Here is a 26,561-nt window from a genome sequence, read left to right as displayed (position 1 = left end):
CTTTGTAATATACTCAATTATAATCATCGCTAAACTAATATTAGTTTTTTTCATGGTTAATCTCTGATCGATACAGCCATTTTCTATGCTATATTTAAAATTCCTTTTGATCAAATAATGAATAAAAATCTGAATTTTTTATCAATATTAGAATAGAAGGGAATAATTATTTTTTTAATAAGGAGATGTGAAATGTACTGTATCAAACACAAGTTAAGAAAGTATTGTTGCATTATCTTTCTTCTATCAATAAGTCAATATGTAGCGGCCATAGAAAATGTAAAACATAAGTTTGAAGCTGGTGCTGTGGCTTCTCCTGATTATTATGGCGCCATCGCCGCAGAAGAAATCTTAAAAAAGGGTGGTAATGCAGTTGATGCCGGTGTCGCTACTGCATTTGCTTTAGCTGTAACCTATCCAGAAGCGGGCAATATCGGTGGTGGCGGATTTATGACCATTTGGATGGAAGGAAAACCTTATTTTATCGATTATCGAGAGACAGCACCTAATCAAGCCTCTAAAGATATGTTTCTCGATAAACAGAAAAATGTAGTGGCTGATTTAAGCTTATATTCGCATAAAGCATCAGGTGTTCCAGGAACTGTAGCTGGTATGTGGGCGGTTCATCAGCGATTTGGCAAACTTAGTTGGCAAGAAGTGATAGCACCAGCTATTCGGTTTGCAAACCAAGGTTTTACGGTTGATAAACAGCTGATTACACGTTATCAGGAAGTACAGGATCAAGCACCGACCAATGGACATTTTAAACAGTACTTTGGAACTATGCAGGAAGGAAAAATTTTCAAGCAACCTGAATTAGGCGCTGTATTAACGCGTATCGCAAAAGATGGTGCTGATGAATTTTACCGAGGTAAAACAGCCCAATTAATTGCGCAAGAAATGGCAAAAAATGATGGTTTAATCACACTAAATGATTTAGCCAATTATCAAGCTAAATGGCGAGATCCGATCATAGCTAATTGGCATGATATGCAAGTAGTAACGGCACCACCGCCAAGTTCAGGTGGTGTTGGGTTGATTCAATTATTATTAATGAAACAAAAATTAGCTGATGATTTCAAAGATGTCAAAGTAAATTCTGCTCAGTATGTCCACTTATTAGCAGAGATTGAAAAACGTGTTTTTGCTGACCGCGCTGAATACATGGGTGATCCTGATTTTGTTAATGTACCCGTTGCTAAATTAGTTGATGATAGTTATTTAGCTAATCGGGCTAAATCTATTAATGCCAATGCGGTTTCAATTACTGAGCAAGTAAAACCTGGACTAGATAATAATCATGAAAAATTACAAACTACTCATTTTTCAGTTGTAGACAAATGGGGAAATGCTGTTTCTAATACATATACTTTAAATGGTTGGTTTGGATCTGCTGTTGTTGTAGAAGGAACCGGTATTGTTTTAAACAACGAAATGGATGATTTTAGTAGTAAGCCTGGTATTGCCAATCAATTTGGTGTTATAGGTAAAGATGCTAATGCGATAGAGCCAAATAAACGTCCACTATCATCTATGTCACCTAGTATTTTAGTTAAGGATAATGAAGTTGTTATGGTTATTGGTACCCCTGGCGGTTCGAGAATATTCACTTCTATTTTTCAAGTTGTAACAAATATTTTTGATAATAACATGACATTAAAATCGGCTATGGATGCGCCACGTTACCACCATCAATTATTACCAAATAATGTGATTTTTATCGAGCCTTTTCAGGCTGAAGTACCAATTGATCTAAAAAATCAACTTGAGAAAATGGGATATCAATTTGAAAAACAGGATTTCAGTGGTGATATTCAAGCGATTAGGATTATTAATAATAAACCTCAACCCGTTTCTGATTTACGCGGTAGAGGAACGTCGATTATCGTTAAATAATCGAGTGAATATTACTTAATAACGAAATATAGAATATTCAATTTTGACTCTATTTATCTAATAGATAAATAGTATAAAAAAACCCGTTTAATTAAACGGGTTTTTTGTCACTGTTATTTGATGATTATTCAGGAATAATATCAACAATAACTTTTGCAAAAGCTTCGCTGTGTACTTGGAATAACACTTCGTGTTCACCAGTAGTACGCAATACACCATTTGGTAAACGAACTTCGCTTTTTGATACTTGAATACCACGAGCTTTAACTGCATCAGCGATATCACGAGTACCAATTGAACCAAATAAACGACCTTCATCGCCTGCTTTAGAAGTAATAGTTACTTTACCTAAAGCATTGATTTCAGCAACACGTTGTTCAGCTGCTTTTAATGTTTCAGCTAATTTTGCTTCTAATTCAGCACGACGAGCTTCGAAGAATTCAATATTCTTTTTAGTTGCTGGTACTGCTTTACCTTGTGGAATCAAAAAGTTACGAGCGTAACCCGCTTTAACATTAACTTGATCACCTAAGCTGCCTAAATTAGCAACTTTATCGAGTAGAATAATTTGCATTATATGTTCCCTCTGTTGCTAATTACTGATGATTGTCAGTATATGGTAATAATGCCAAGTAACGAGCGCGTTTGATAGCGCGAGCTAGTTGACGTTGATATTTTGCGCTAGTACCTGTAATACGGCTAGGTACGATTTTACCACTTTCTGTGATATAGCTTTTTAATAAAGAAACATCTTTATAATCAATTTCTTTAACGCCTTCTGCTGTAAAACGGCAGAATTTGCGACGACGGAAGTAACGTGCCATTTGGCTATTCTCCTAATAGTTTAATTTGGTCAGCATGTAAAACTATTTGACTGGTTTTATCTCGTTTAATATGTGTACTAATAAAGCCACTTACCAAAACTTTGCTGCCTTTTTTAATACTGTAACTTAACTCTTGTTGTCCACTGACAATAACGGGCATTATGCACCATGCTTGTCTTGAGAGTCCTGCTTCGATTTGTTCAGAAACATGTTCTAAATAAAACTGACAGTGTGATATCCCACTTGGACTCATTTTTTTAATCGGGGTTTTAGTAATCAATCCCGATAAAACTAAACGATTATTCTTCCGAATCATCGTCCATGTTTGCATCGCTAAAATCTTCTTCAGAACTACGACGTTCATCTTTAGCTTTTAGCATTGGTGATGTTTCAGTTACAGAATGTTTGGTACGCATAATTAAACTGCGAATTACTGCATCATTGAAACGGAAGTTATCTTCAAGTTCATTTACTGCTTCTTGAGTAGCTTCAACATTCATTAACACATAATGTGCTTTATGCAATTTTTCGATAGGATATGCTAATTGACGACGACCCCAATCTTCTAAACGATGGATTTTGCCACCATCAGTGGTTAACGTACCAGTATAACGTTCGATCATACCAGGTACTTGTTCACTTTGATCTGGGTGAACCATAAATACAATTTCGTAATGACGCATTATCGCTCCCTACGGATTAATCAGCTTTCTGTCGGGGCAACCGCAACCCATTGAAAGCAAGGAACATGAAAATTAAGCGGTTGAAATCGACGGCGCATTATATATCAAAATAATTACTTTAACAAATGAATAAATATTAAAAGTGCTATTCGTTTTTTATAATAAAAATAATCTATTAATCATAACTAAAAAATTTAACTAAAAATCGATTATAAATAGGATAAAAAAAACTTTTCGACAAAGTTTTTACTTGAACGGGTGAATTAGGTGTAAAAATGTAACGATATCTATACATCTTTGTCATTAAAATATGTTATTCTTTATAAGATAAAAGTTTAATGTTAATAGCTATTTTTAAAGGAGTGCTTATATGGCTGAAGAAACCATTTTTAGTAAAATAATTCGCCGTGAAATTCCTGCTGATATTGTTTTTCAAGATGATCAGGTCACTGCCTTTCGGGATATTTCTCCTCAAGCCCCTACACATATTTTAATTATTCCCAATAAATTGATTCCAACCGTAAATCATATTGCGGAGTCTGATGAAGCTCTGCTTGGTCATATGATGGTTGTTGCGGCTAAAATTGCCAAGCAAGAAGGGATTGATGAAAGTGGTTATCGTTTAATAATGAATTGTAATAAAGATGCAGGACAAGAAGTTTTTCATATTCACATGCATTTATTAGGTGGTAAAAATTTAGGGCGATTAATAGGTTAGCTTATATGAAACAGTTTAAACGTATCATTGGAATGGGCATGCTTGCTTTTAGTTTAGCTGGATGTCAACTTCTCGGTTATAATCAAAAAACTGAAGTCAATCCGCCAGTAGAAATCCCCGATAACACCGGAGTGGTAGATACTCCTCCACAGATAGTTAAAACAACTGATTGGAATGATATATTATCTCCAGTTGTTAATAAAATATTGCAATCTTCATCAGCAATTGAAGGTAATAAAGTGTTGTTAATTAGTGATATCCAAAATCGTAGTGGTGATTATTTAGCAACAAATCAGATTGATACAACGTTACATAATATACTGAATAAGCAAAGTATTTTCTCTGTGGCTGATAGACAATCGATCAGTCAAGCTAAACAAGCGTTAGGTATTTCTGTTGATGATAAACTTGTTTCTCGCAGTAAAATGATCGGTTTGGCAAAGTCAATAAATGCTGGGTATGTGCTTTTTACCACACTTTATAAGTTACCAGCCGAAAATGAAGATGCCAACCTTTCTATGGAATTACTTTCAACCCAAACGGGTGAAATTTTACAACGTGTGACAACAAAGGATATCCAATCCCAAAATTCTGTTAATCATGCTCAAGGAGCTGCTGAATAATGGGGCCTTTATTGATCGATGTGCCGAGTACATCATTAACCAATGATGATATATCGCTTTTAAAAAATCCAATGGTAGCAGGGATTATTTTATTTAGTCGTAATTATCAGTCTCCTGAGCAATTGACTGATTTGATAAAGCAAATTCGTTCAGTAACATCAGAACGTTTATTAATTTCGGTTGATCATGAAGGTGGTCGAGTTCAACGTTTCAAGCAAGGCTTTACTCTAATCCCTCCTGCGCAATCTTTTGCTTTGCTTAATGATTTAGAAAAAGCGAAATCATTAGCATTTGACGCGGGTTGGTTACTAGCGATGGAATTGATTGCCTACGATATTGATTTAAGTTATGCACCTGTACTTGATTTAGGTCATGATTGTTTAGCCATTGGTAGTCGATCATTTCATCAAGATAGTGATATTGCTTATCAAATTGCATCGTCAATGATTGATGGTATGCATTCGGCAGGAATGAAAACAACGGGTAAACATTTTCCTGGCCATGGCCATGTTATTGCTGATTCTCATAAAGAAACACCTATCGATTATCGTTCGAAAGAACTTATCGAAAATGATATGCAGATTTTTGCCAAATTAATCGCTGAAAAGAAACTCGATGCAATTATGCCTGCTCATGTTATTTATCCTGAATTTAATGATAAACCAGCCAGCGGGTCAGTGTTTTGGCTAAAAACAGTATTACGTGAAAAGTTACATTTTGATGGTGTTATATTTTCTGATGATTTATCGATGGAAGGTGCTTCTGTCTTGGGTGATCACGCTGAACGCGCTAAAGCAGCGCTTAATGCGGGTTGTGATTTATTATTGGCTTGTAATAATCGAAATGGCACATTAGCTATTTTAGATGCATTAACTCGTTTAAATGAAAAACGGTCATTATTAACCGATAAAGCAAAACTACTATTAACTAATACCAAAGTAAATTATGCCGATTTGATAAAGAGTTATGATTGGCAGAATCGTCATCAAAATTTAATGAAGTTGAATGAAAAGTGGGAGCATTATAATGCAAGCAGCCATCATTAAAATCGACAATAATACACATTTAGTTGCTTATAATGATGCAGCAAAAGCATTATTTTCTAGTAATTTATTAAGTTTAGATCAGCCATTTGATTATCGAAATGCATTTAGTTTGGATGCAACATTTGATTTATCCGAACATGACGATACGATTATTGTATTAAACTCGCAGTATTTTTTATTGCAGAAAATTAATGAATCATTTCTTATTACCTTTGTTTTGCAACCAGTTGAATATCTAAAAAAACGGTTATCAAAAATTAATGTTGTTGGACGTCATGCTTTTGATATTTTTGCTGTTAAAAGCCAATCAATGCAAAAATTAATTGCTCAAGCTAAAGCTTTTTCAATGCAAAGGGAGCCACTATTGATTACCGGTGAAACTGGCACAGGTAAAGATTTGTTGGCTAGTGCATGTCATCAATATAGCCCTAGGGGGGATCAAACTTTTTTAGGTCTCAATTGTGCCGCTATGCCTGATGATGTTGTTGAAAGTGAGCTTTATGGCCATGCCGCAGGGGCTTATCCAGGAGCACTTGAAAGCAAAAAAGGTTTTTTTGAACAGGCTAATGGTGGTTCTGTATTACTTGATGGCATCGATGAAATGTCATTCCAAATGCAAACCAAATTATTGCGTTTTATTAATGATGGCTTTTTTAGACGAGTCGGCGATGATAACGAAGTTTATGTTGATGTTAGAATCATCTGTGCAACTAAAGTTGATTTAGCTGAATTGGTGGAACAAGGAAAGTTTAGGAAAGATCTTTATTATCGCTTGAATGTGTTGTCCTTAAATTTACCTTCACTACAAGAGCGTCAGGAAGATATTGCACCACTTACTCAAATTTTTATTGATGAATTTGCTAATAAGCAGGGCATTACACCGCCAACAGTTAATCAAGATGTTATTCCTTATTTAGCTCAATACTCATGGCCTGGAAATGTAAGACAGCTTAAAAATGTACTTTATTCAGCATTGGCTCAGTTAACATCTTCACAATTGACGGTAAAAGACATTGTTTTACCAGCAATAACTTCAACTCAGATCTCATTGATTAGGGATATTGACAATAAAACGCTAGATGAAATGACTAAAAATTATGAAAAAGAAGTCCTAAAAAGTCTTTATGCCAAATATCCAAGCTCAAGAAAACTTGCTAAAAGATTAGGAGTATCCCACACCGCAATTGCGAATAAACTTCGGGATTATGGGATAGGTGATAGATTTTTGTTAAAATAAAAAAATTGGGACAAATTTCATTTTTCAATTATTTCTTGTTTATGGTAAAATAATATTGTTCAATTTATATATATCATATTGTAATAAAATTACTATCTATAAAACATTTTCTTTTATATCTTATCCTTCTGATTTAAATTTTTTGGTGGTGTTTAATTAGTTTGTAATTTAATCTAACTAGGAATAGGTATGACATTACTTTCAGTGGTTTTGCCCATGTATAATTCTGAGAAGTATGCTGATATGTGTATCAGAAACATACTTTCTCAATCATTTAAAGAATTTGAGCTGATAATTATTGATGATGGAAGTTCGGACTCTACTTGTTCAATTTGTGAACAATTTAAATCTGATTTAAGATTAAAATATTTTTATCAACCCAATGGCGGATCTAATAAAGCCAGAAATCTGGGTATTAAAAAAGCATCTGGTAAATTAATTACATTTGTTGATTCTGATGATATTATACCTACTGATTATTTTGAAGTTTTAGTAAGTTTATATAATGACGATATAGACTGTGTATTTTGCGATATTTATCATCAAAAGCATGAAGGTGTAGTTAAAAGTTTCTTTTTTGAAAAGGATCTTGTATCACTAATAAATAGGAAAAAAATAATTTATATGTTAAGTGATGATGCTTTTCCAGCTCCTTATGCTAAATTGTATAATTTAAGTAAAATAAAAAATCTTAGTCATCAATTTCTTGAATATGACAATTATTTTGGATTTGCAGAAGATTTTTATTTTAATTCAATATATTTGATTAATTCTAGAAAAATACTTTATACGAAAAGTACTTATTATATTTATAATAAAATTAACGAAAATTCTCAATGTAACAATCCATCATCAGATATAAAACGACGAAATAATGTAGATAGAGCTATAGTAATTTATTCAATATTACAATATATGTTCCAGAATAAGTTAAATATAAATAACTATAATGCTATATTTTACATGATAAGAAGACATTTGGATTGGGGGGGAGCTGTTACAAAAGAAGCATTATTAAATTTGCTTCAAAGTTCAGACCTACCGAAATCTTACATGAGAAAAATATTTTCTTTTTCATTGGGAATTTGTTTTATTAATTTTTCTAAAAAAATAACAAAGAGTTTAAATTAATTATGATCCCTAAAATAATTCATTATTGTTGGTTTGGTAACAATCCCAAGCCTAAAAAAATATTAAAAAACATAGAAGATTGGAAAGAAAAACTTCCAGATTATAAGTTTGTAGAATGGAATGATAGTCATATTAAATTAGTTAATAATCAATATGTTAATGAGGCGTATGAAGCTAGAAAATTTGCATTTGTTTCCGATTTTTTTAGAATTTATGCTTTATTAACAGAAGGTGGTATTTATATAGATACAGATGTAACTATATCTAAATCATTTGATTCTTTCCTTGATTTGGATTTTTTTTCTTGCTATGAAAACTGGAGAGAAATAATACATCCTATTTCGACAGCTACTTTAGGAGCTGTTAAAAATAATCCATTTATTAAAGAAATCCTCGATACTTATGAAAATGACAAATTTATTAAAAATGGAATGCCAGACCTTACAACAAATGTCGAAAGAATAACAACCCTTCTAAAAAATAAAAATTTGGTATCTGAACCTTACAATAAATTTGATACATTGAAATTATCATCCAAAGAAATAATTTTCCCATCTCATTTTTTTTGTGAAAATATTGAAGGTTATGATAACTATTGTGTACATGAATTTTATGCTTCTTGGAAAGATGACGTAGAAGATATAGCTATTCAAACAGAAGTCAAAAAAGCATTTAAAGTTAAATTTAAGTTAAATAAGAAAGTTGTATTTGTTAAATTAAAACAAGAAACAATTCCAAATAAAATATTATTTTCGTTTTCATTTAATCAAAAAAAATATGCTTTTATTATTATTTAAATAGGAATATTTAATTGTGAAACCTAAATTAACTATTGTGGTGCCTGTTTATAATACAGAGAAATATTTAAGAAAATGTCTAGATAGTTTAGTTAATCAAACTTTTAAGGATATTGAAATTCTCTGTATAAATGATGGTTCTGGCGATAATTCACATATAATTTTAAATGAATACGCTAAAAAAGACTCTAGAATAAAAATATTCAATAAAGCTAACGGTGGGTTGTCATCAGCAAGAAATGTAGGCATTGAACATGCTAGCGGTTATTATATTACTTTTCTTGACTCAGATGATTATGTTGAAAGTAATGCTTACGAATTGGCTTTATCAAGATTTATTAATGATACAGTTGATCTCGTACATTTTTCAACAAATCTAGTCATGGAAGAAAATGATTGTGAACGTTACAATCATGATTATTTTCAACACAAATTTAGTGGACTAGTTAAATTAACTAGTTATGTTATTAATTTTATGGATGTTTGTGCTTGGAATAAAATCTATAAACTTTCGATTATTAAGGACTATAGTATAAGATTTCCAGAAGGAAAACTTTATGAGGATAATCCTTTTTTCTGGTCATATGCGCTAGTTAGTGATTATGTTTATTTTGTGCCAGAAAGGTTACACAACTATTTAAGTCGAAAAAATTCAATTATGAATTTAACTCTACAAGTTCAGAAAAATAAAGAGAATAAATTATCCCATGAATTAGATAGGTTATTTTGTTTCGAAGAGTTATTAACTTTTATTTTTAAATGGAATTTATTATTTAAGGTAGTTTTAACTTTGGAAAAAAATTTTGAAAAGGTTTTTAGAGATGAGCTTGAGCATACATCGAAAAAAAATATAAAAAAAGTATTAGAAAAAGCAACAGATATTGTGAATAAGTTCTCATTAACGACTCTCTTTCCTTCAAATCGTTTTTTTCGTGCATTAGAGAAACGAAAATATTATAAAATAGATGAAATCAATTTTATAACTAGAAAACAGAGCCTTTTCGGTTTTTATCGTTCATCAGGACGTATTACTTTCTGTTTATTAGGAATAAAATTCAAAAAAAGAACATTTAAGAGTAAATTTAAAAAACTTGCTGTAGATACGACTAATAAATTTAATTATCTATATGATGAACTAACAAAGTTACAAAAAATTATTACTTCAAATATTTCAAAACAGAAAAAAGAAAAATTTTCATCAAATAGAAAAAATTTAACTTTATATAATCAAATTAATCTAAATGATTTTAAATATTATTTTGAAAATTTATCTATTATAGCTAATTTGACACCTCATTTAGATGAGTCTAATTCATTGTTTTCTTTTGAACATCAAAATGTTTTTGAAATAATGAAATTAGCAGAGGAAGAACAAAAGCCATTTTATTATATATTTACAGGTTTTATTAGTAATGTAATGCCTCCATATGGAGGTGCAATGCCAAAATTTTGTTCTTGTATTTCGTTTATAATAGATTCAAAAGGTTATTTTAATGATGGTAATGTAACTACGGATCTCGAAACTTTATTAAATACAGAGCAAGTAAATAATAAAGAATTATTAAGAACTAAAAATGTTATAAATAAAATTATTAGTAATAAAATATCCAAATATAATAATTATAATAGAGATTATCTCCTTTATAAGGAAAAGGACAAGAAAAATGTACTTGTTGTTCAATCTGATTGGGAAATTTATAAAAAACACTATGACATAAATTATAATTTTGACGATATGTTAAATGAAGCTATTTGTAATAATCCAAATAGCAATATAGTTATTAAATTTTCCCATAATTGTAATGAGAGTCAGCGTAAACGTTATAAAAGTATTTTGAGGTCTTTATCTGATAATTTATCAGTTAAATTTGTAGAAGATAACATTAACCCATTTGATTTAATTAATCAAATAGATGAAGTGTATGTACATAATGATCTTATAGGATTTGAAGCATTAATGTGTGGTAAACCTGTTAATGTTTATGGTGTACCTTTTTATGCTGGATGGGGGTTAACATTTGATAAAATTCCTCTCCCTCGCAGAAAAAGGCAATTATCTTTAGAAGAGTTATTTTACATTGCTTATATTAACTATTGTATTTATGTTAATCCTGAAACTAAAATGATCTGTGATATTGAAGAAGCTTTAGAGCATTTACTTAAAATAAAAAATATCTATAAATAGCTTAATAAATTTATTTTTTATATTTATTAATATAGTTTAAATCATTAACTGTTTATTTTTGGTATTTATGTAATTTATATTTCATGAAGTAAAAAATATTTTATATAAAAGATTTTAATATAATTCCTATGAATATTTTACCAATTTTATCAATAATAGTTCCTGTATATAATACAGAAAAATATTTAATAAAATGTTTAGATAGTATAATTAATCAAACTATTAAGAATATTGAAATTATTTGCGTTAATGATGGTTCAACAGATGACTCTCTAAAAATATTAGAAATGTATCAAAAAATTGATAATCGAATCAGAATAATTAGCAAAATAAATGGTGGTTTATCTTCAGCACGAAACATAGGAATTGAACAAGCTACGGGGGAATATATTACTTTTGTTGATTCAGATGATTTTATTGAATTAAATACATATGAGAAAGCGATTAAGCAGTTTAATAAACCTGAAGTCGATCTAGTCTATTTTTCGACTAATCTTATAGTTGAAAGTAATCTTAGTAGAACCCAAGACAAACGCTATTTTGAACATAAATATAAAGGTTTTATTAAATTATCTAATGATGTAATGACCAAGATGGATGTATGTGCATGGAATAAAGTTTATAAACTTTCAATCATCAGGCAATACAACATTCTTTTTCCTGCAGGTCTTTGGTATGAAGATAACCCTTTTTTCTGGTCTTATGGATTGTTATGTGATGAAGTCTGTTTTATCAATGACAAATTTTATAACTATCTTATAAGAGATGGTTCTATTATGAGTTATGAGAAAGGAAATCGGAAAAATGGTATGATTTCTCATGAATTAGATTCCTTATTGTGTTTTGATTATTTACTGCAATTTGTTTTTAGATGGCAGTTAATTGATAAGTTTAAACCAGTTTTAGTTGATTTATTACAGGATAAATTGTTAGAGTCGATGCGCCGTTTACCTAAAAAGGATAGAATATTAGCTTTAAATAAAGCTACTCAGATTGTTAAATTATTTGATTTAACGTCTTATTTTCCTAATAATAAATTCTTATATTCAATAGCTGATAAAAACTATTACAAAATAGGAAAGATAAATCAATTATTTTTGAACAAAAGACAACGCTTGATTGGACTTTGGGATGCTGATAAATTTTATATTTTATGTTTTTTAGGTATTAAAATTAAAATAAAAAAATAAATATATCAGTTAATATATATTAAGATTTTATGATGAATTATTACTTAATCTTAACACAAAATATAATTAAATTAACGAGAAAGTCTTATATAGTGTATAATTATATCTAAGTTACTATTTTAATATTCTATTATGCCTCAAAAATTAAACTCAATTACTTCGTTGAAAAAACTTTGGCCATTTATAAAACCATATAAAAGAGCATTAATTGTTGCTGTGTTTGGGCTGTTATTGAATGCAGCTACTGATGCAACATTAATATCACTTACTAAACCTCTACTTGACCATGGTTTAATGGATAAAAATTATTCCCTTTTGATAATAATTGCAATTGCTATCATTGTATTAATTTTACTTAGAGGATTATCGAATTATATTTCAACATATTGTCTTTCTTGGTTATCAGGAAAAGTTGTAACGAAGTTTAGACAAATGATTTTTAATCATTTGGTGAAAAGTCCTATTAGTTTTCATGATAAGCAATCTATAGGAGATTTGGTTTCAGTTATTACTTTTAATACTCAGATGCTATCCAAGGCCTCATCTGACGCTTTAATCATACTTATTCGCGAAATAACTTATGCTGTGGGCTTATGTCTTGTTATGTTATATGGTAGTTGGAAATTAGCTTCAGTATTGATTATTTTGGTTCCATTAATTATTTTTGCTGCCCAGTTTATTGCCAGAAAATTTAGAGAGACAATAGCATCAATGCAAGCAGGAATGGGACAAATTACTATAGCAAGTGACGAAATGTTAAAAGGGCATAAAGAAGTTTTAATTTTTAATGCAAAGGAATATGAAAAACGTAATTTTGATCGTATAACAGATAATTTTCGGCGAAGTATGTTGAAAATAGAAATAGTTTCTAGATTATCAACTCCTATAATTCAGCTAATTGCAACGGCTGGCTTAGGTTTTATACTTTATTTAGTTGCAAGTCAAAATTTAGATATTACGCCAGGTTCATTTACTGTTGTTTTTTCTGCAATGGTTGCCGTAATGCGTCCATTGCGTGAGTTAACAAGCTTACATGTTGAGCTTCAAAAAGGTACTATTGCTTGTGAATCACTGTTTGCACTTTTAGATTCTCCACTAGAAGATGATAATGGAACTATACTTGCTGATAGAGTAAAAGGAAACATTGAATTTAAGAATGTCACGTATACTTATCCGACAAGAAATGCTCCAGTGCTTAATGATTTTTGTTTAAAAATAGAAGCTGGTCAAATGATAGCTCTTGTTGGACGATCAGGTGCTGGTAAATCAACAATTGCTAGCTTATTACCACGTTTTTATGATGTATCAGAAGGCGAAATTTTATTAGATTCTATAAATATTAAAGAATACACATTGAAATCTTTGCGTAAGCAAATTGGTTACGTGTCGCAAAATGTTCATTTATTTAATGGTTCAATTGCAGAAAATATTGCATATGGTGAACAAGGATACCATAGTGAAGAGGACATTATAAGAGCTGCTAAGCAAGCAAATGCTATTGAATTTATTAATAAGTTGGAACATGGTATCAATACTCAAATAGGTGATAATGGGATTTTATTATCTGGTGGACAAAGACAAAGAATTGCAATAGCGCGTGTTTTATTACGTGATAATCCTATATTAATTTTTGATGAAGCAACTTCTGCATTAGATAACGAATCAGAAAGATTAGTACAAGAGGCAATAGAAATATTACAGAAGGATAGAACTTCTATTATTATTGCTCATCGTTTGTCTACCATTGAAAAAGCGGATCGTATTCTAGTTATTGATGATGGAAAAGTAATCGAAGATGGCGATCATCAGTCATTGATCAATTTAAATGGAATTTATGCACAAATGTATGAAATGCAATTTAATACTCAAAATAAACAAAGTAAATAATGAATAATATGAATCAACAAAATAGCCAATACAATATCAATGATATAGATAAAGATTTTTCTACATGGAAGACTTTTTTAAAGTTGTTTCCATTCATTATGGAAAATAAATTCTTTTTATTTTTATCTGTTATTTTGCTTATAGCAAGTGCATTTGCTGATACTTCATTGATAGCATTATTACGGCCTTTATTGGATCGTGGTTTTTCTATGAATGATCAAGATTTTTTACTAATGGCTCCTTTTTACATTTTTGGATTAGTATTATTGCGTGGAATTGCAAACTATGGTTATTCTGTATTTTTGTCATTAATCTCAGGAAAGATTGTGATGAAAATTCGTCAGAGATTATTTAGTCATTTTGTTGATGCTCCAGTTAGTTATTATGATCAAAATTCAACAGGACGGTTGTTGTCACGTATTACTTATGATACAGACCAAGTCGCAGCATCTTCATCAGATGCTTTAATAACTATAATACGTGAAACAGCATTTATTTGCGGTCTATTTTATACAATGTTTTATAATAGCTGGCAATTATCTCTCTCTTTAATCATTATTACACCTATAGTGATAAGTCTTATTACTTTTATCTCAATTAGATTTAGGAGATTGGCAAAAAATATGCAAAATTCAATGGGCAATGTGACAATGTCTGTTGAGCAAATGTTAAAAGGTCATAGGGAAATTATTATATTCGGAGCACAAGAGGAAGAAAATAGAAACTTTGAAAAGGTAAGTAATAAGTTTCGTCGTGATAACATGCGATTGGTTTCTATTTCAGCATTATCAACACCTATTGTTCAAGTTGTTATTTCCTTTGCTATAGCTTTTGTATTACTTACAGCAAGTAATCCTGATTTAAATATCACTCCAGGCGAGTTTACTGTCGTTTTTTCATCATTAGTTGCATTAATGCAGCCGATTAAAAGCCTAACAAGTGTAAATGCAGGATTCCAAAAGGGGATGGCTGCCTGCCAAACATTGTTTTCTATATTAGAACAACCAGTTGAGCAAGATAATGGTAATGTCAATATTGATAAAGTTAAAGGAAATATTATTTTTAAAAATGTTTCATTCAAATATGCAACTAGACAGGATTTAGCGTTAAACAATATTAGTTTTTCTGTGTCTGCCGGTAAAACAGTGGCTTTAGTTGGGAAGTCAGGATCAGGGAAAACTACAATTGCGAATCTATTAACTCGTTTCTATGATATCTCTAATGGAGAAATAACTATTGATGGAATTAATCTGAGTAATTACACATTGTACTGTTTAAGGAATCAAATAGGATTAGTATCACAACATGTGCATTTATTTAATGACACTATCGCAAATAATATAGCATATGGAAAAATTGGTGAGTTTTCTCTGGAGCAAATAGAAGAAGCAGCTAAAAAAGCAAATGCTTATGATTTTATAAAACAATTTGATAAAGGTTTTGATACAATTGTGGGTGAAAATGGCGTTTTATTATCAGGTGGTCAACGCCAACGTATAGCTATTGCAAGAGCTTTATTGAGAGATAACCCTATTCTGATTTTAGATGAAGCCACATCTGCATTAGATACTGAGTCAGAAAAAGCAATACAGAAAGCATTAGATATATTACAAAAGGGAAGAACATCTATTGTTATCGCTCACAGATTATCTACTATTGAAAATGCTGATCAGATATTAGTAATGAATGAAGGAAGTATTATTGAACAAGGTACGCATATCGAGTTATTGAAAAAAGATGGCGCATATACAAAATTATATAAAAGTAATTTTAATGAATAATAATTTATTGATTGTGTAATAAATATGCCTAATATATTTTTAAAATTTATTTAAAGATGAATAGGATTTGTAATCTTTTTTGATATTTAAATCAGGATATTTTTTAGTTATAGCACATTTTATCAGCGCTTTTTTGGCTGAAAATGAACAAGGATTCTTTTTTGTAAATTTTAGTATATAAAAAATATTTCTTATAGCATTCGATTTCTTATTATTAATGATACGTATCATTAATTTGAGGAAGCCGAGTTCCTTTATAATATTATCCTTTATTTTTGTTGTAAATATTTTATCTGATCTTAATAGTGATTCTAAATAGGTTATATTCATGGCAAAAATGTAATTGCATTTTGCTTTATCGGATAATGGTAGTTTATTAATTTTTGTTATGCACTGATTTAAAACTTTTATTAAAGTTTTTAAATTTAAATCATCAATACATTGTTCTGATAATGAGGAAGAACGGACTCGATGAAAGTAACAATTTTTATCAATGAAATAATAAGTTAATTTCGCTTTTGAGATAATAGAAAGCGAAATATTATGATCTTCGTGATTTTTCTCAATGAATTTTTCTGATAACAATTTTCGGTTAAAAATTAATCGCCATACAACGCCAGAATAATTTCTTTTTTCTAGTAAATAATTTAATAACTCTATTCCTGTAGTGAAACTTTTTGTTTTTATTGTCTCCAAATTAGTTGCATAAGAGATTATTTCTGTCTCTTTAAAAGATGTATAATCAAAATAAAAACAATCTAATTGAGGCATAATACTTAAACTGTCTAAGAATTTTTTGAGTAAATCAGAATTTATAATATCATCTGAATCAATGAATAAAATGTACTTACCATTTGAATACTCAATGCCTTTATTTCTAGCTTGACTAACTCCTTGATTTTGTTGCTTGATTATTCTGATATTTTCGAATTTATAACGATATTGTTCAAGTATGTGCTGTGTATTATCGGTTGAACCATCATCAATACATATGATCTCAATTGAATTAGAGTTATATTTTGTTACAGAATCTAGACAATCTATAATGTAGTTTTCAACATTATAACAGGGTATAATTATAGAAAGACAAACGGTGTTATTTATCATAAAATTTTAATTAGATAATTACTTTTTGAGAAATAATTTATATTTTAAATAAATAATATAGTAATAAATAGATTTATAATAGTACCTTTGTTTAAATAAATATTTAGCATAATTTCTTATAGATGAACTATTACCACTTAAAGGCAACTGTTCATCTTTCCAAGGAGATAAAGCTAAATAATACTCAAAAATTTTAGAAAGATAGACTTTAAACCAAGGCTTGTTTTGCGAAATATAGTGTAAAATGACAGTATATGGCCTGATTTCTTTTTCTTGATGTGCGTCGATTGAAATTTTTATTTTAGTATTAAATTTTATAGGCAATAATAGCGTTTTATTTTCCAATAGAATATTTAAAACATCCTGATCTGCAAATTTATAAATATTACCATCATTAATTAATGTTAATGCTTTTTCAGAAATCTTTTCTTCACACCATTTCTTGGTATTTATCAATAAAACTCCAGCATTAAAGTATTTTGTCGAATCAATATCATACATTTTACTAATAGCTTGTTGCATATCTTTAGTATCACTAACAACACCTGCTATATAATCGTCAATATTGAATTCAGCTAATTTAGCTAATGATTTTAAGCAAATTACATCACTATCAAGGTAAATTAATTTGTCAGTCACGGAGACTAGGAGCTTTGGCATAATAAAACGAATACAAGTTGATACAGTTGAAATATGCAAAACCAATGTTTTAGGATTAATGATAAAATTATTATTCAAGTAATATAATGTAATTGATACATTAGAAGAGTTAATTTTTTTAAACTTATCAATGTTTATTGGTGAAACATTATCAACAAATAAGTGGAAATGAAGATTGTAATTCGGAGTGTTTTGGATAACTGATGATATTGTTACGCCTGCAGGCATTGCATAATTATCATCAAAACCTAAAGCAATGTGAAGAGTTGGAAACTGTTGACTATGATTATTACTTATCGGTTCAATCTTGTCAATAAAGTTATTAACGTTATACATTTAATTAATTCTAATTCTTATTTTTCTAACAAAAGATGTGGCTAATTATATATTCGATTGTTAACAAAATATAGGTAAAAATTTTAATATAAATAAAAATCTGGTAAATTCAAAGTTTTTAATTAATCAAATGAATTTACACATTTAATGTATTTATTTAGAATAGAAAAAATTTATAAAGTGAAATAATCAATGTTTAATTCAGAACAATATATAAGTAAAATTGAAAGATTTGCACTAACAGATATTGAAGATAATGAGATAGTTCATATTGCACTTGCATTTGATGATAAATATGCAATGCCTGCAGGGGTAACTATAACTTCAGTAATTGAAAATAATGATAGTTTACATTTTTGTTTTCATCTTCTTGTTGATAACGTCTCTATTGCTAATATAGCTAAGCTAAAAGAACTTGTTCAATATAATGTCAGTATAAAAATATACTATTTAAATGCTAATTTTGATATTAATCCAGATACCTTAGTATTAGGTTATTTATCCGCTGTTTCTTGTGTTCGTTTTATTCTACCTGCTCTATTACATTCTCAGGTAAAAAAATTTTTATATCTTGACAGTGATATTCTTTGTTTGAAATCAATTTCAGAATTATATAATACGGATATATCAAATTGTGTTGCAGGAGTTATTCCTGATGATAAACCAATGCAAAATGAAATAAAAACTTTATATTCTATTGACGCAGAGAAATATTTTAATTCTGGTGTGTTATTAATTAATACTGAAAAGTGGATGGAAAATGATCTAACAAATAAATGTATTAAAAAAGTAAATGATGGGAATATTTATCGTTTTGCTGATCAAGATGTTCTTAATATTTTATTAGAAAACAAAACTATTCTTTTACCTATTAAATATAATACAAAAATTCATATCACCATACCTTGTAGTGAAGAGAAAAAAATTGCGAAATATACCGTTTTGTTACATTATGTGACAGGGTATAAACCATGGTATCAAACGTTTGATTCTCAATTATTTAAGAAATATTATCAATTATCTCCTTGGAAAGATTTAGAACGTCCATTAGCATTAAAAAAATCTTGGTTACGTAATTATGCAAAGTATTGTTTTAAAGAAAAACATTATATGTCGGCTATAAAATTTTATTATTTATATTTACTAAGAAAAGTAAATTAATTACTTTTTGAATAGTTTTAATTTAATATAATGTAAGAAATATTTTGCGCTTTCTTTAAATTTTTTCTGTTTGAAAAAAGAGATAGAATAAATTCGATAATCATTTACTCTCATTTTAGATTTATAACTTTTTAAATTATAGTTAGCCCATGGGGTAAAATGTTTATAAAAACAATAAATATTTTGGGCAAGACCTGTATGTTCTTGATACCATATCTTTCTTGCGCCAGTGAAATGCACAAAACATGGTAATGATTTTTTATTATGGAAAAAAGATTCTTTTTCTTGATCATTCATCCAAGTAAATAAATAATTCCACTTTACATTAATAAAACTAATTTGTTTTTGCAAAACAATGTTTAATGCATCTTGATCTGGGTATATAAGATTATAATTTTGCGGAGATAATAATATTTGGTTAGCTTTATCTTCGGTATCAAATTTTTTCCAATTTTGAGTATTTATATATAAAAAACCAGAGTTAAAATATTTTTCAGATGCTAAACCTAAACGGTTTCTATTTTGTAACATATTATTTACGTCTAAAGAGTCGGCCGTCACAGCGCAAACTACCGAATCAATATCGATATTCAAAATAGAAGATATATCACTAAAGCATAGTATATCTGCATCTAAATAAATAAACTTATCAACATAATCAGGTAATAATCTTGGTACAGATAAGCGAATATACATTGAGCGATTTATATGCTTTATCTTATCATTCTGAATTTCAGAATATTTATCTAACTCATCTGTCGGGATAGAATAAAGATTAATGAAAGGACTAATTTCCTTGAGCTTGTTTTTATCTTCTTCCGAAACATCATATAAAAAAATATGAAAATGAATATTATGATTTTTATTATTAAGTATGATTGAAGTAATAGATACACCAACATGTTCTAAATAATTCGCATCTGTACAATATACAACATTAATAATACTATTATTCATTTCAAATACTCATTGATACGTTGCTTTTAAATATAACATAGCTATTTTGTTATTACAAAATAGCTATGTTATATTCATATTTAATTTTTTCATAAAAATTGATTATGTTACAATAAATAAATTTCTAATTTTGGACATTAAGCCTTGATGTTAGCAGAAAATCTTTTTATTAGTAAGGTCACTACTTTATTTAGTCATACAATTGAATCACAAGAAACAGTTCATATTGCTTTTTGTTTTGATGATAATTATGCAATGCCAGCAGGTATTGCTATGTCATCAGTTATGATTAATAATTCCGATAAAAATTTGGTTTTTCATTTATTTGCCAACAACGTATCTGATGAGAAAATACAAAAATTTCATCAATTAAGTGAAAAAAACACCACAATAATCTGTTACGAAGTTAGCGATGAGTTTTCTATAAATCCAGATACTTTAGTGTTACATGTTTCTGCGTCAACGTGTTTACGTTTTGTCGTACCTCAAATACTAAATAAAATAACATCCAGAGTGTTATATTTAGATTGTGATATTCTTTGTACTAACAATCTGAATCATTTGATCAATACCGACTTATCCGATAAATATGCCGCTGTAGTGCCTGATGTAAAGAAAACTCAAGAAAAACAATGTTCAGCCTGTGATATTCCATATGGCGAATATTTTAATGCGGGTATGATTTATATCAATACTGATATGTGGGTAGATAATAATTTTACCGAAAAAGCTTTTGCAATGATTAATAGTGGTAAAGTTTACAAATTTGCCGATCAGGATGTTCTGAATATATTAATGCAAGGTAAAACTCAGTTTCTACCGAAAATATTTAATCAACTCACATCACTGACTGTTGGTGGAAAAGAAGATAGCGTTTTAAGTGATGATACGGTTATTATTCATTATGTGACAGGTAATAAACCATGGTATCAATTATATTTAACGTCTATTTATCAACGTTATATTGCTACTTCGCCATGGGCTAATCAAAAATTATTATTAGCTAATGAGAATGCGCCATCAACTACAAGGCGTTATGCAAAACTGTTAGCTAGCCAAAAAAAATATTTTTCGGCTTGTAAATATTATTTGCTTTATCTCAAGCATAAAGCGTCTAAAAAACGATAAGGATGAACTTGTGATTCAAATCGATAAATTCATTAATAAAAGAAATGAGTTTTTGTCATGTGATTTTGATAATAACCAATCTATATTAGATATTTTATTATGTTTTGATGATAATTATGCTTTGCCTGCTGGAGTAAATATTTTTTCTATTGTTGAGAGTAATCCTTTACAGCAGATCCATTTTCATTTATTTACGCACAATCTTTCCGATGAAAATAGACGTAAATTTAGCGGAATTAAATTTGATAACATAGCAATAACTGAATATGTGATTAATGATGAATTTAAAATAGATGAACAAAATACCGAACAATTTCCACTTTCAGCCTGTGTTCGCTTAATAGCGCCAATAATACTAAAAAATACTACTGATAAATTACTCTATGTTGATAGTGATACATTATGTATTAACAGTTTGGCAGATATTGATCACATTGATTTAAAAGAAATTATCGTCGCGGCTATTGCAGATGTTCCATATATGCAACAAACTCAATGTGCTAAATATAACGTGGTTCCGGGCACTTATTTTAACTCTGGGGTTATGTTAATTAATATTTCACTTTGGTGTGAAGAAGAAATTACAGATAAAACATTAAGATTATTAAATAGCGGCGAAAAATATCAATATCCCGATCAAGATGTTTTAAATATTTGTGTTGGTCAAAAAAGGCTAATATTACCAAGAAAATTTAATAATTTATTGGCATTATCAATTAATGGAAATGACGATGCAAATGTTCCTAACGGAACAATATTTATCCATTACATTACTAAAAATAAGCCTTGGCACCAACCGTATCGTTCGAAATTATTTGATTCTTATTTAGAAAAATCACCATGGCGAAATGATAATTTACCATTGTATTGTCCTAAAAAGACTTCTTCAATCCGTGCTTATGCAAAATTAATGTTTAGGCAAAAGAAATATCTAGCAGGAATAAAACATTATATTATTTATTTGAAAACTAAATTTAAAAAATAATATTAGGTTAATAATTTTGTTTCTTTCAAGCTTATTTAGTTAATAGATTAGAAAAATTTCAATCTATTTCTAATTAAGCTTTTTATTTATAGTTAAAGTTCATGTATATATTTTTGCCTTGGTTATTGGTATAGTATACCTCGTTGTCTTGATGGTTAATTATCCAATTTCATGACTATTGTTTCATGCCTATTTTAAGAGGACGTTATATTTTACTAACGTTAATTATTTCTTTAACAAATTTTCTAGAAGATATAAATAGGGCTTATCTTTTGATTAGGTGTATTTTAAGTGATTGATGATTTTGCAGAAAATGGTTTACTTGCGACAGCTATTGATGGTTTTGTTGCAAGATCGCCACAAAGACAGATGGCAAATAAAGTCACTAAAGCAATACAAGCGCAACAATCACTGGTAGTTGAAGCGGGAACCGGTACAGGTAAGACCTTTGCTTATTTAGTTCCTGCATTACGAAGTGAAAAGAAAGTCATTATCTCAACTGGCTCAAAAAATTTGCAAGAACAGTTGTATAGTAAAGATTTGCCGATTATCAAAAAAGCTTTGGACTATACCGGTAAAATTTCACTTCTTAAAGGTCGAGCCAACTATCTCTGTTTAGAACGTATGTATCATCAATATGCAGCTGCCGGTGATTTAGATAAGAATTTACGTACAGACCTTGTCCGTGTCAAAAATTGGTCAATTAAAACCAAAGACGGTGATATTAGTAAATGTACAACGGTAACCGAAGATAATCCAATTTGGCCAATTTTAACTAGTACTAATGATAATTGTTTGGGAAGTGAATGCGAGCACTATAATGATTGTTATGTGGTTAAAGCTCGTAAGCGAGCATTAAATGCTGATATTGTTGTGGTCAATCATCATCTGTTTTTAGCGGATGTAGTGGTAAAAGATACAGGGTTTGGTGAATTGATTCCTAAAGCTGATGTGATGATATTCGATGAAGCTCATCAACTTCCAGACTTAGCATGCCATTATTTTGGGGAACAATTAACCAGCCGACAACTTTTTGATTTAGCCAAAGAGATAAATTTAGCTTATCGAACCGAAGTCAAAGATATGTCTCAGTTACAGCAATGTGCTGATAAACTACAAAAATGTACCCAAGATTTACGATTATTAATAAATCAGCAAAATAATAAAGGCAATCTACGTTATTTATTTAATCAAGCTAAAATTAAACAAGAATTATCTTATTTATTTGATGCTCTTGATTTTTGCAAAGAAGTTCTTTTATTAGCAATAGGGCGCTCTACTACCTTAGATAATTGTTTTGATCGCGTTAACCAGTATCAACTATTGTTAAAGCGTCTAACAGAAACACATGTATCTGGTTTTAGTTATTGGTATGAAAGCTCATATAGTTCTTTTTTATTCGCATTAACACCATTGTCGGTAGCTGAAAAATTTGCAGAGTTATTAATCGAGCGCAAAGGGAGCTGGATCTTTACATCAGCAACCTTATCCGTTGATAATCAATTAGATTATTTCACCAAACGTTTGGGGTTAACCAATTCTGACTCATTGATTTTAGAAAGTCCTTTCGACTATAACAACCAGACAATAATGTGTGTGCCGCGTTATATTCCATCACCAAATGAACAAGGTAATGCTGAAAAACTGGTTGATATTTTATTACCCGTTATTGAAGCTAACAAAGGTCGCTGTTTTTTCCTCTGTACTTCATATGCTATGATGAATGCCTTAGCGACACAGTTTCGAGAATTAACCAAACTACCTGTTTTAGTTCAAGGTGATACCAGTAAAGTAAAATTATTGGAACAATTTATTCATAGTGGTAACGCTCTATTAATTGCAACTAGCAGTTTTTGGGAAGGAATAGATGTTAGAGGTGACATTCTTTCTTGTGTTATTATTGATAAATTACCTTTTACTTCACCTGATGAGCCTTTAATTAAAGCTCGAATGGAAGATTGCCAAATGCAAGGTGGTGATGCATTTAATGAGGTCCAATTACCTGAAGCTGTTATTACCTTAAAACAAGGAGTAGGGCGATTAATTCGCCATCACAATGATCGTGGAGCAATTATTATTTGCGATAATCGATTAGTCATGCGACCATATGGCGCAACATTTATTAATAGCTTACCACCTTCGCCAAGAACGCGAGATATAAATAAGGTCATCAATTTTTTATTATCTAACAGTGAATCGATAATCGATAATTTGGAAAACAAATGAGTACTATTTTAGCCATTGATACTTCAACAGAAGCTTGTTCAGTCGCATTATTTTATCAAAATGAAATCACTCATGATTTCATTATTTCAGAGCGAGATCACACCAAGAAAATCTTGCCTATGGTTGATAATATTTTGCATCAAGCTGGGTGTAGTCTTTCACAACTAGATGCAATTGCTTTTGCTCAAGGTCCGGGTAGCTTTACTGGAGTGCGAATAGGGATTGGAGTAGCTCAAGGCTTAGCTCTCGGCATTGATGTACCAATGATAGCTGTATCGACATTGCAAACTTTAGCACAAGGTGCTTATAGAACTAAATGTGCAACTAAAGTTATTCCAGCAATAGACGCTAGAATGGGAGAAGTCTATTTAGGACAATACCATTATCAAGATCAACAATGGCAAACGATCATTCCTGAATGTGTAATTAAACCTGAAGATGTGGTAACTAAAATCCAAAATATTGATAATAATGATTATTCGGCTGGTACAGGTTGGCAAACTTATCCTAATATGTTAGCAATGATTAAACCAAGTGAAATGTTGTTACCTGAAGCACAAGATTTGGTGGTTATCGCCCAGCAAAAATGGTTAAGAAAGGAAGTGGTTAAAGTTGAAGAGGTTGAGCCAACATATTTGCGCAATGAAGTTACATGGCAAAAATTACCAGGTCGATAACAGCAGATAAGCGCTCGAAATGCGTTATCTGCTGTGAAATTAGGTTTACTGCTTATTCTTGAAATAATCCCAAATTTGCTTTGGCATAAGCTTCAAAGTCAGTACAACCACCAATTGGTTTTTCGTCAATAAAAATTTGGGGTACGGTTTCAACTGGTTTACCAACACTTTTTGAAAGATCTTCTTTGGTAATACCTTCAGCATTGATATCAACGTAACGATATGAAAAATCATCTCGTTCTTGTGATAATTTTTCTGCTAACTCTTTAGCTCGCACACAATATGGACATCCTTGACGTCCGAAAATTACAGCATACATAGTTCACCTCTAATAGTTAAATTTAATTGTTGGATCAACTATACTTCAGTTTTAAATAAAAAAAAGTAGTTAAATCTAGTTGATATAATAGATTATACCTATTGATATTACGCTTGCAAAGTTAGCAAGGTATACGTTTTAATCATTTAGATACTTTATTGAATATTTTACCTGTTATTACAAAAAAATATTGAGGAAAGGGGTTTTTTAAGCCTCAAAAATAGTGCTAATTTGATATTACTCGCTATAATTTTAATTTCAACCATTAAATGGATGTCAGTATGTTAAAAAAAATAATATTTATTTTGTCATTAACTTTATCGATAACCACGTTTGCAGCACAAAAAGAGTGCCCTGTAAAACCAAGTTACGACATTGTAATAAATAAAGACAATATCCATATATATAATAAATCTAATGATTTATCTATTATGAATGATGGTCAGGTGATATTGAATAAAAAAATAATATCACTAAATCCATCATTGCGAAAAAAACTTGATCAGTTTCAAAAAGGTTTACGCTCACAATTACCTCAACTAGAGCAGCAATCATTAAGCTTATTGTCTGAAGTAAAAGTTGCTTTTGATCAGGCAATCACCAAAAAGTTGAGTGATGATCGTGAACTACATAGCGAATTAAATAAATTATATAAAAGATTAGTGAAACTATTACATGGTTCCCTTATTAGCGAGAATGGCAGCACAAAATTTTATTATCAAAATTTTAATAAATTAAAAAAAGATGGGCACGATATTGGTGAACGTATTTTTTATAATGTTATCGGCGGCAGTATTTTAGAGTTTAATTTATTTAAAAACATCTCCGCTATTAAAGATATTTCGAAAAATGAATGGAAGGCTCAAAAACCAAAACTTAAAGCCTTTGATGCTCATATTTGCTCAGTTATTACGGATGTTGACCAACAATATCAACAGATTTTAACAGAACTTAGTCAATCGGCCGACAAGTGAATAGACAATAATCAAAACTTTTGCGAGAATATC

24 protein-coding genes and 1 pseudogene are annotated in these 26,561 nt (G+C 29.8%); 17 read left to right on the top strand and 8 right to left on the bottom strand.

The annotated features are described in order from the left end of the window. Positions 1-192: 192 nt before the first annotated feature. A complete protein-coding gene (gene ggt / locus H3T54_RS02030; RefSeq protein WP_198220636.1) occupies positions 193-1,896 on the top strand; it encodes a gamma-glutamyltransferase in 1,704 nt (567 codons plus the stop codon). A gap of 124 nt (positions 1,897-2,020) precedes the next feature. On the opposite strand, the gene rplI is transcribed toward ggt, so the two are convergent. The 4 genes from rplI to rpsF are packed head-to-tail and all read right to left on the bottom strand — an operon-like array spanning position 2,021 to position 3,403. Continuing rightward, a complete protein-coding gene (rplI, locus tag H3T54_RS02025) occupies positions 2,021-2,470 on the bottom strand; it encodes a 50S ribosomal protein L9 (RefSeq protein ID WP_065579335.1) in 450 nt (149 codons plus the stop codon). A gap of 22 nt (positions 2,471-2,492) precedes the next feature. Then, positions 2,493-2,720 (bottom strand): 30S ribosomal protein S18, encoded by a 228-nt coding sequence (rpsR, locus tag H3T54_RS02020; protein WP_025314965.1) that lies wholly within the window; start codon positions 2,718-2,720, stop codon positions 2,493-2,495. A gap of 4 nt (positions 2,721-2,724) precedes the next feature. After that, positions 2,725-3,051 (bottom strand): primosomal replication protein N, encoded by a 327-nt coding sequence (gene priB, locus H3T54_RS02015; RefSeq protein WP_370527331.1) that lies wholly within the window; start codon positions 3,049-3,051, stop codon positions 2,725-2,727. Further along, the gene (gene rpsF / locus H3T54_RS02010) at positions 3,020-3,403 is read right to left on the bottom strand and encodes a 30S ribosomal protein S6 (protein WP_065579333.1); all 384 of its coding nucleotides are present in this window, start codon (positions 3,401-3,403) and stop codon (positions 3,020-3,022) included. Before rpsF ends, priB begins: the two co-directional genes overlap by 32 nt. A gap of 370 nt (positions 3,404-3,773) precedes the next feature. Here rpsF and H3T54_RS02005 point away from each other — a divergent pair, with 370 nt between their 5' ends. The 10 genes and pseudogenes from H3T54_RS02005 (at position 3,774) to msbA (H3T54_RS01960) (ending at position 15,998) form a co-directional block, all read left to right on the top strand. Then, positions 3,774-4,121, top strand: coding sequence for an HIT domain-containing protein (locus tag H3T54_RS02005; RefSeq protein WP_065579332.1), 348 nt, complete (start codon positions 3,774-3,776; stop codon positions 4,119-4,121). 5 nt (positions 4,122-4,126) lie between these two features. Continuing rightward, a complete protein-coding gene (locus H3T54_RS02000; protein WP_198200456.1) occupies positions 4,127-4,744 on the top strand; it encodes a penicillin-binding protein activator LpoB in 618 nt (205 codons plus the stop codon). After that, positions 4,744-5,790 carry a beta-N-acetylhexosaminidase gene (gene nagZ / locus H3T54_RS01995; protein WP_198220633.1) on the top strand — a complete coding sequence of 349 codons (1,047 nt, stop codon included), beginning with the start codon at positions 4,744-4,746 and terminating at the stop codon, positions 5,788-5,790. Before H3T54_RS02000 ends, nagZ begins: the two co-directional genes overlap by 1 nt. 352 nt (positions 5,791-6,142) lie before the next feature. After that, positions 6,143-7,027, top strand: a pseudogene (locus H3T54_RS01990) (sigma 54-interacting transcriptional regulator); the annotation flags it as partial. A 189-nt stretch (positions 7,028-7,216) separates the two neighbouring features. Continuing rightward, positions 7,217-8,158 (top strand): glycosyltransferase family 2 protein, encoded by a 942-nt coding sequence (locus H3T54_RS01985; protein WP_198220629.1) that lies wholly within the window; start codon positions 7,217-7,219, stop codon positions 8,156-8,158. Between the two features lie 2 nt (positions 8,159-8,160). Next, a complete protein-coding gene (locus H3T54_RS01980) occupies positions 8,161-8,955 on the top strand; it encodes a glycosyltransferase family 32 protein (RefSeq protein ID WP_198220627.1) in 795 nt (264 codons plus the stop codon). Positions 8,956-8,971: 16 nt separating this feature from the next. Continuing rightward, complete coding sequence (locus tag H3T54_RS12025) at positions 8,972-11,140, top strand: glycosyltransferase (RefSeq protein ID WP_198220625.1); 2,169 nt, start codon at positions 8,972-8,974, stop codon at positions 11,138-11,140. Positions 11,141-11,268: 128 nt separating this feature from the next. Next, positions 11,269-12,330, top strand: a complete 1,062-nt coding sequence (locus tag H3T54_RS01970) for a glycosyltransferase family 2 protein (protein ID WP_198200437.1) — start codon at positions 11,269-11,271, stop codon at positions 12,328-12,330. Positions 12,331-12,462: 132 nt separating this feature from the next. Beyond that, a complete protein-coding gene (gene msbA / locus H3T54_RS01965; protein ID WP_198220623.1) occupies positions 12,463-14,217 on the top strand; it encodes a lipid A export permease/ATP-binding protein MsbA in 1,755 nt (584 codons plus the stop codon). A gap of 8 nt (positions 14,218-14,225) precedes the next feature. Beyond that, positions 14,226-15,998 carry a lipid A ABC transporter ATP-binding protein/permease MsbA gene (gene msbA / locus H3T54_RS01960; RefSeq protein WP_198200434.1) on the top strand — a complete coding sequence of 591 codons (1,773 nt, stop codon included), beginning with the start codon at positions 14,226-14,228 and terminating at the stop codon, positions 15,996-15,998. Between the two features lie 39 nt (positions 15,999-16,037). On the opposite strand, the gene H3T54_RS01955 is transcribed toward msbA (H3T54_RS01960), so the two are convergent. Further along, positions 16,038-17,105, bottom strand: a complete 1,068-nt coding sequence (locus H3T54_RS01955) for a glycosyltransferase (protein ID WP_198220621.1) — start codon at positions 17,103-17,105, stop codon at positions 16,038-16,040. A gap of 18 nt (positions 17,106-17,123) precedes the next feature. After that, positions 17,124-18,101: a glycosyltransferase family 8 protein gene (locus tag H3T54_RS01950; RefSeq protein ID WP_198220619.1), complete on the bottom strand. Its 978-nt coding sequence runs from the start codon at positions 18,099-18,101 to the stop codon at positions 17,124-17,126. 192 nt (positions 18,102-18,293) lie between these two features. Between H3T54_RS01950 and H3T54_RS01945 the strand changes: the two genes are divergently transcribed. Further along, a complete protein-coding gene (locus H3T54_RS01945) occupies positions 18,294-19,262 on the top strand; it encodes a glycosyltransferase family 8 protein (protein WP_198220617.1) in 969 nt (322 codons plus the stop codon). Here H3T54_RS01945 and H3T54_RS01940 read toward each other — a convergent pair whose 3' ends face one another. Next, on the bottom strand, positions 19,263-20,219 hold the full coding sequence (locus H3T54_RS01940) for a glycosyltransferase family 8 protein (protein WP_198200425.1): 957 nt from the start codon (positions 20,217-20,219) through the stop codon (positions 19,263-19,265). A gap of 147 nt (positions 20,220-20,366) precedes the next feature. On the opposite strand from H3T54_RS01940, the gene H3T54_RS01935 reads away from it, so the two are divergent. The 4 genes from H3T54_RS01935 (at position 20,367) to tsaB (ending at position 25,235) form a co-directional block, all read left to right on the top strand. Further along, positions 20,367-21,347, top strand: a complete 981-nt coding sequence (locus H3T54_RS01935) for a glycosyltransferase family 8 protein (protein WP_198220615.1) — start codon at positions 20,367-20,369, stop codon at positions 21,345-21,347. 10 nt (positions 21,348-21,357) lie between these two features. Beyond that, complete coding sequence (locus tag H3T54_RS01930) at positions 21,358-22,332, top strand: glycosyltransferase (protein ID WP_198220613.1); 975 nt, start codon at positions 21,358-21,360, stop codon at positions 22,330-22,332. 291 nt (positions 22,333-22,623) lie between these two features. Continuing rightward, a complete protein-coding gene (locus H3T54_RS12020; protein WP_198220611.1) occupies positions 22,624-24,558 on the top strand; it encodes an ATP-dependent DNA helicase in 1,935 nt (644 codons plus the stop codon). After that, entirely contained in the window at positions 24,555-25,235 is a 681-nt protein-coding gene (tsaB, locus tag H3T54_RS01920; protein WP_198220609.1) for a tRNA (adenosine(37)-N6)-threonylcarbamoyltransferase complex dimerization subunit type 1 TsaB, read from the top strand. The genes H3T54_RS12020 and tsaB overlap by 4 nt, the downstream gene beginning before the upstream one ends. A 52-nt stretch (positions 25,236-25,287) precedes the next feature. On the opposite strand, the gene H3T54_RS01915 is transcribed toward tsaB, so the two are convergent. Further along, entirely contained in the window at positions 25,288-25,554 is a 267-nt protein-coding gene (locus tag H3T54_RS01915; protein ID WP_065579308.1) for a GrxA family glutaredoxin, read from the bottom strand. Between the two features lie 281 nt (positions 25,555-25,835). Between H3T54_RS01915 and H3T54_RS01910 the strand changes: the two genes are divergently transcribed. Next, on the top strand, positions 25,836-26,528 hold the full coding sequence (locus H3T54_RS01910) for a DUF2884 family protein (protein WP_198220607.1): 693 nt from the start codon (positions 25,836-25,838) through the stop codon (positions 26,526-26,528). Positions 26,529-26,561 lie beyond the last annotated feature (33 nt).

Source organism: Gilliamella sp. B14384G10, assembly GCF_016101685.1.
Lineage (GTDB): Bacteria > Pseudomonadota > Gammaproteobacteria > Enterobacterales > Orbaceae > Gilliamella > Gilliamella apis_A.
Note: the sequence above shows the minus strand (reverse complement) of the source record. Positions and strands in the feature narration are given on the sequence as shown.

Bases quoted from the DNA above. Each gene is read 5' to 3' on its own strand.
- nagZ (WP_198220633.1), top strand. From the start codon at position 4,744: ATGGGGCCTTTATTGATCGATGTGCCGAGTACATCATTAACCAATGAT.
- H3T54_RS01950 (WP_198220619.1), bottom strand. From the start codon at position 18,101: ATGTATAACGTTAATAACTTTATTGACAAGATTGAACCGATAAGTAAT.
- ggt (WP_198220636.1), top strand. From the start codon at position 193: ATGTACTGTATCAAACACAAGTTAAGAAAGTATTGTTGCATTATCTTT.
- H3T54_RS01945 (WP_198220617.1), top strand. From the start codon at position 18,294: ATGTTTAATTCAGAACAATATATAAGTAAAATTGAAAGATTTGCACTA.
- priB (WP_370527331.1), bottom strand. From the start codon at position 3,051: ATGCAAACATGGACGATGATTCGGAAGAATAATCGTTTAGTTTTATCG.
- H3T54_RS01910 (WP_198220607.1), top strand. From the start codon at position 25,836: ATGTTAAAAAAAATAATATTTATTTTGTCATTAACTTTATCGATAACC.
- H3T54_RS01970 (WP_198200437.1), top strand. From the start codon at position 11,269: ATGAATATTTTACCAATTTTATCAATAATAGTTCCTGTATATAATACA.
- rpsF (WP_065579333.1), bottom strand. From the start codon at position 3,403: ATGCGTCATTACGAAATTGTATTTATGGTTCACCCAGATCAAAGTGAA.
- H3T54_RS01980 (WP_198220627.1), top strand. From the start codon at position 8,161: ATGATCCCTAAAATAATTCATTATTGTTGGTTTGGTAACAATCCCAAG.
- H3T54_RS01940 (WP_198200425.1), bottom strand. From the start codon at position 20,219: ATGAATAATAGTATTATTAATGTTGTATATTGTACAGATGCGAATTAT.
- H3T54_RS02000 (WP_198200456.1), top strand. From the start codon at position 4,127: ATGAAACAGTTTAAACGTATCATTGGAATGGGCATGCTTGCTTTTAGT.
- H3T54_RS01985 (WP_198220629.1), top strand. From the start codon at position 7,217: ATGACATTACTTTCAGTGGTTTTGCCCATGTATAATTCTGAGAAGTAT.
- tsaB (WP_198220609.1), top strand. From the start codon at position 24,555: ATGAGTACTATTTTAGCCATTGATACTTCAACAGAAGCTTGTTCAGTC.
- rplI (WP_065579335.1), bottom strand. From the start codon at position 2,470: ATGCAAATTATTCTACTCGATAAAGTTGCTAATTTAGGCAGCTTAGGT.
- msbA (WP_198200434.1), top strand. From the start codon at position 14,226: ATGAATCAACAAAATAGCCAATACAATATCAATGATATAGATAAAGAT.
- H3T54_RS01935 (WP_198220615.1), top strand. From the start codon at position 20,367: ATGTTAGCAGAAAATCTTTTTATTAGTAAGGTCACTACTTTATTTAGT.
- H3T54_RS01955 (WP_198220621.1), bottom strand. From the start codon at position 17,105: ATGATAAATAACACCGTTTGTCTTTCTATAATTATACCCTGTTATAAT.
- H3T54_RS01915 (WP_065579308.1), bottom strand. From the start codon at position 25,554: ATGTATGCTGTAATTTTCGGACGTCAAGGATGTCCATATTGTGTGCGA.
- rpsR (WP_025314965.1), bottom strand. From the start codon at position 2,720: ATGGCACGTTACTTCCGTCGTCGCAAATTCTGCCGTTTTACAGCAGAA.
- H3T54_RS02005 (WP_065579332.1), top strand. From the start codon at position 3,774: ATGGCTGAAGAAACCATTTTTAGTAAAATAATTCGCCGTGAAATTCCT.
- msbA (WP_198220623.1), top strand. From the start codon at position 12,463: ATGCCTCAAAAATTAAACTCAATTACTTCGTTGAAAAAACTTTGGCCA.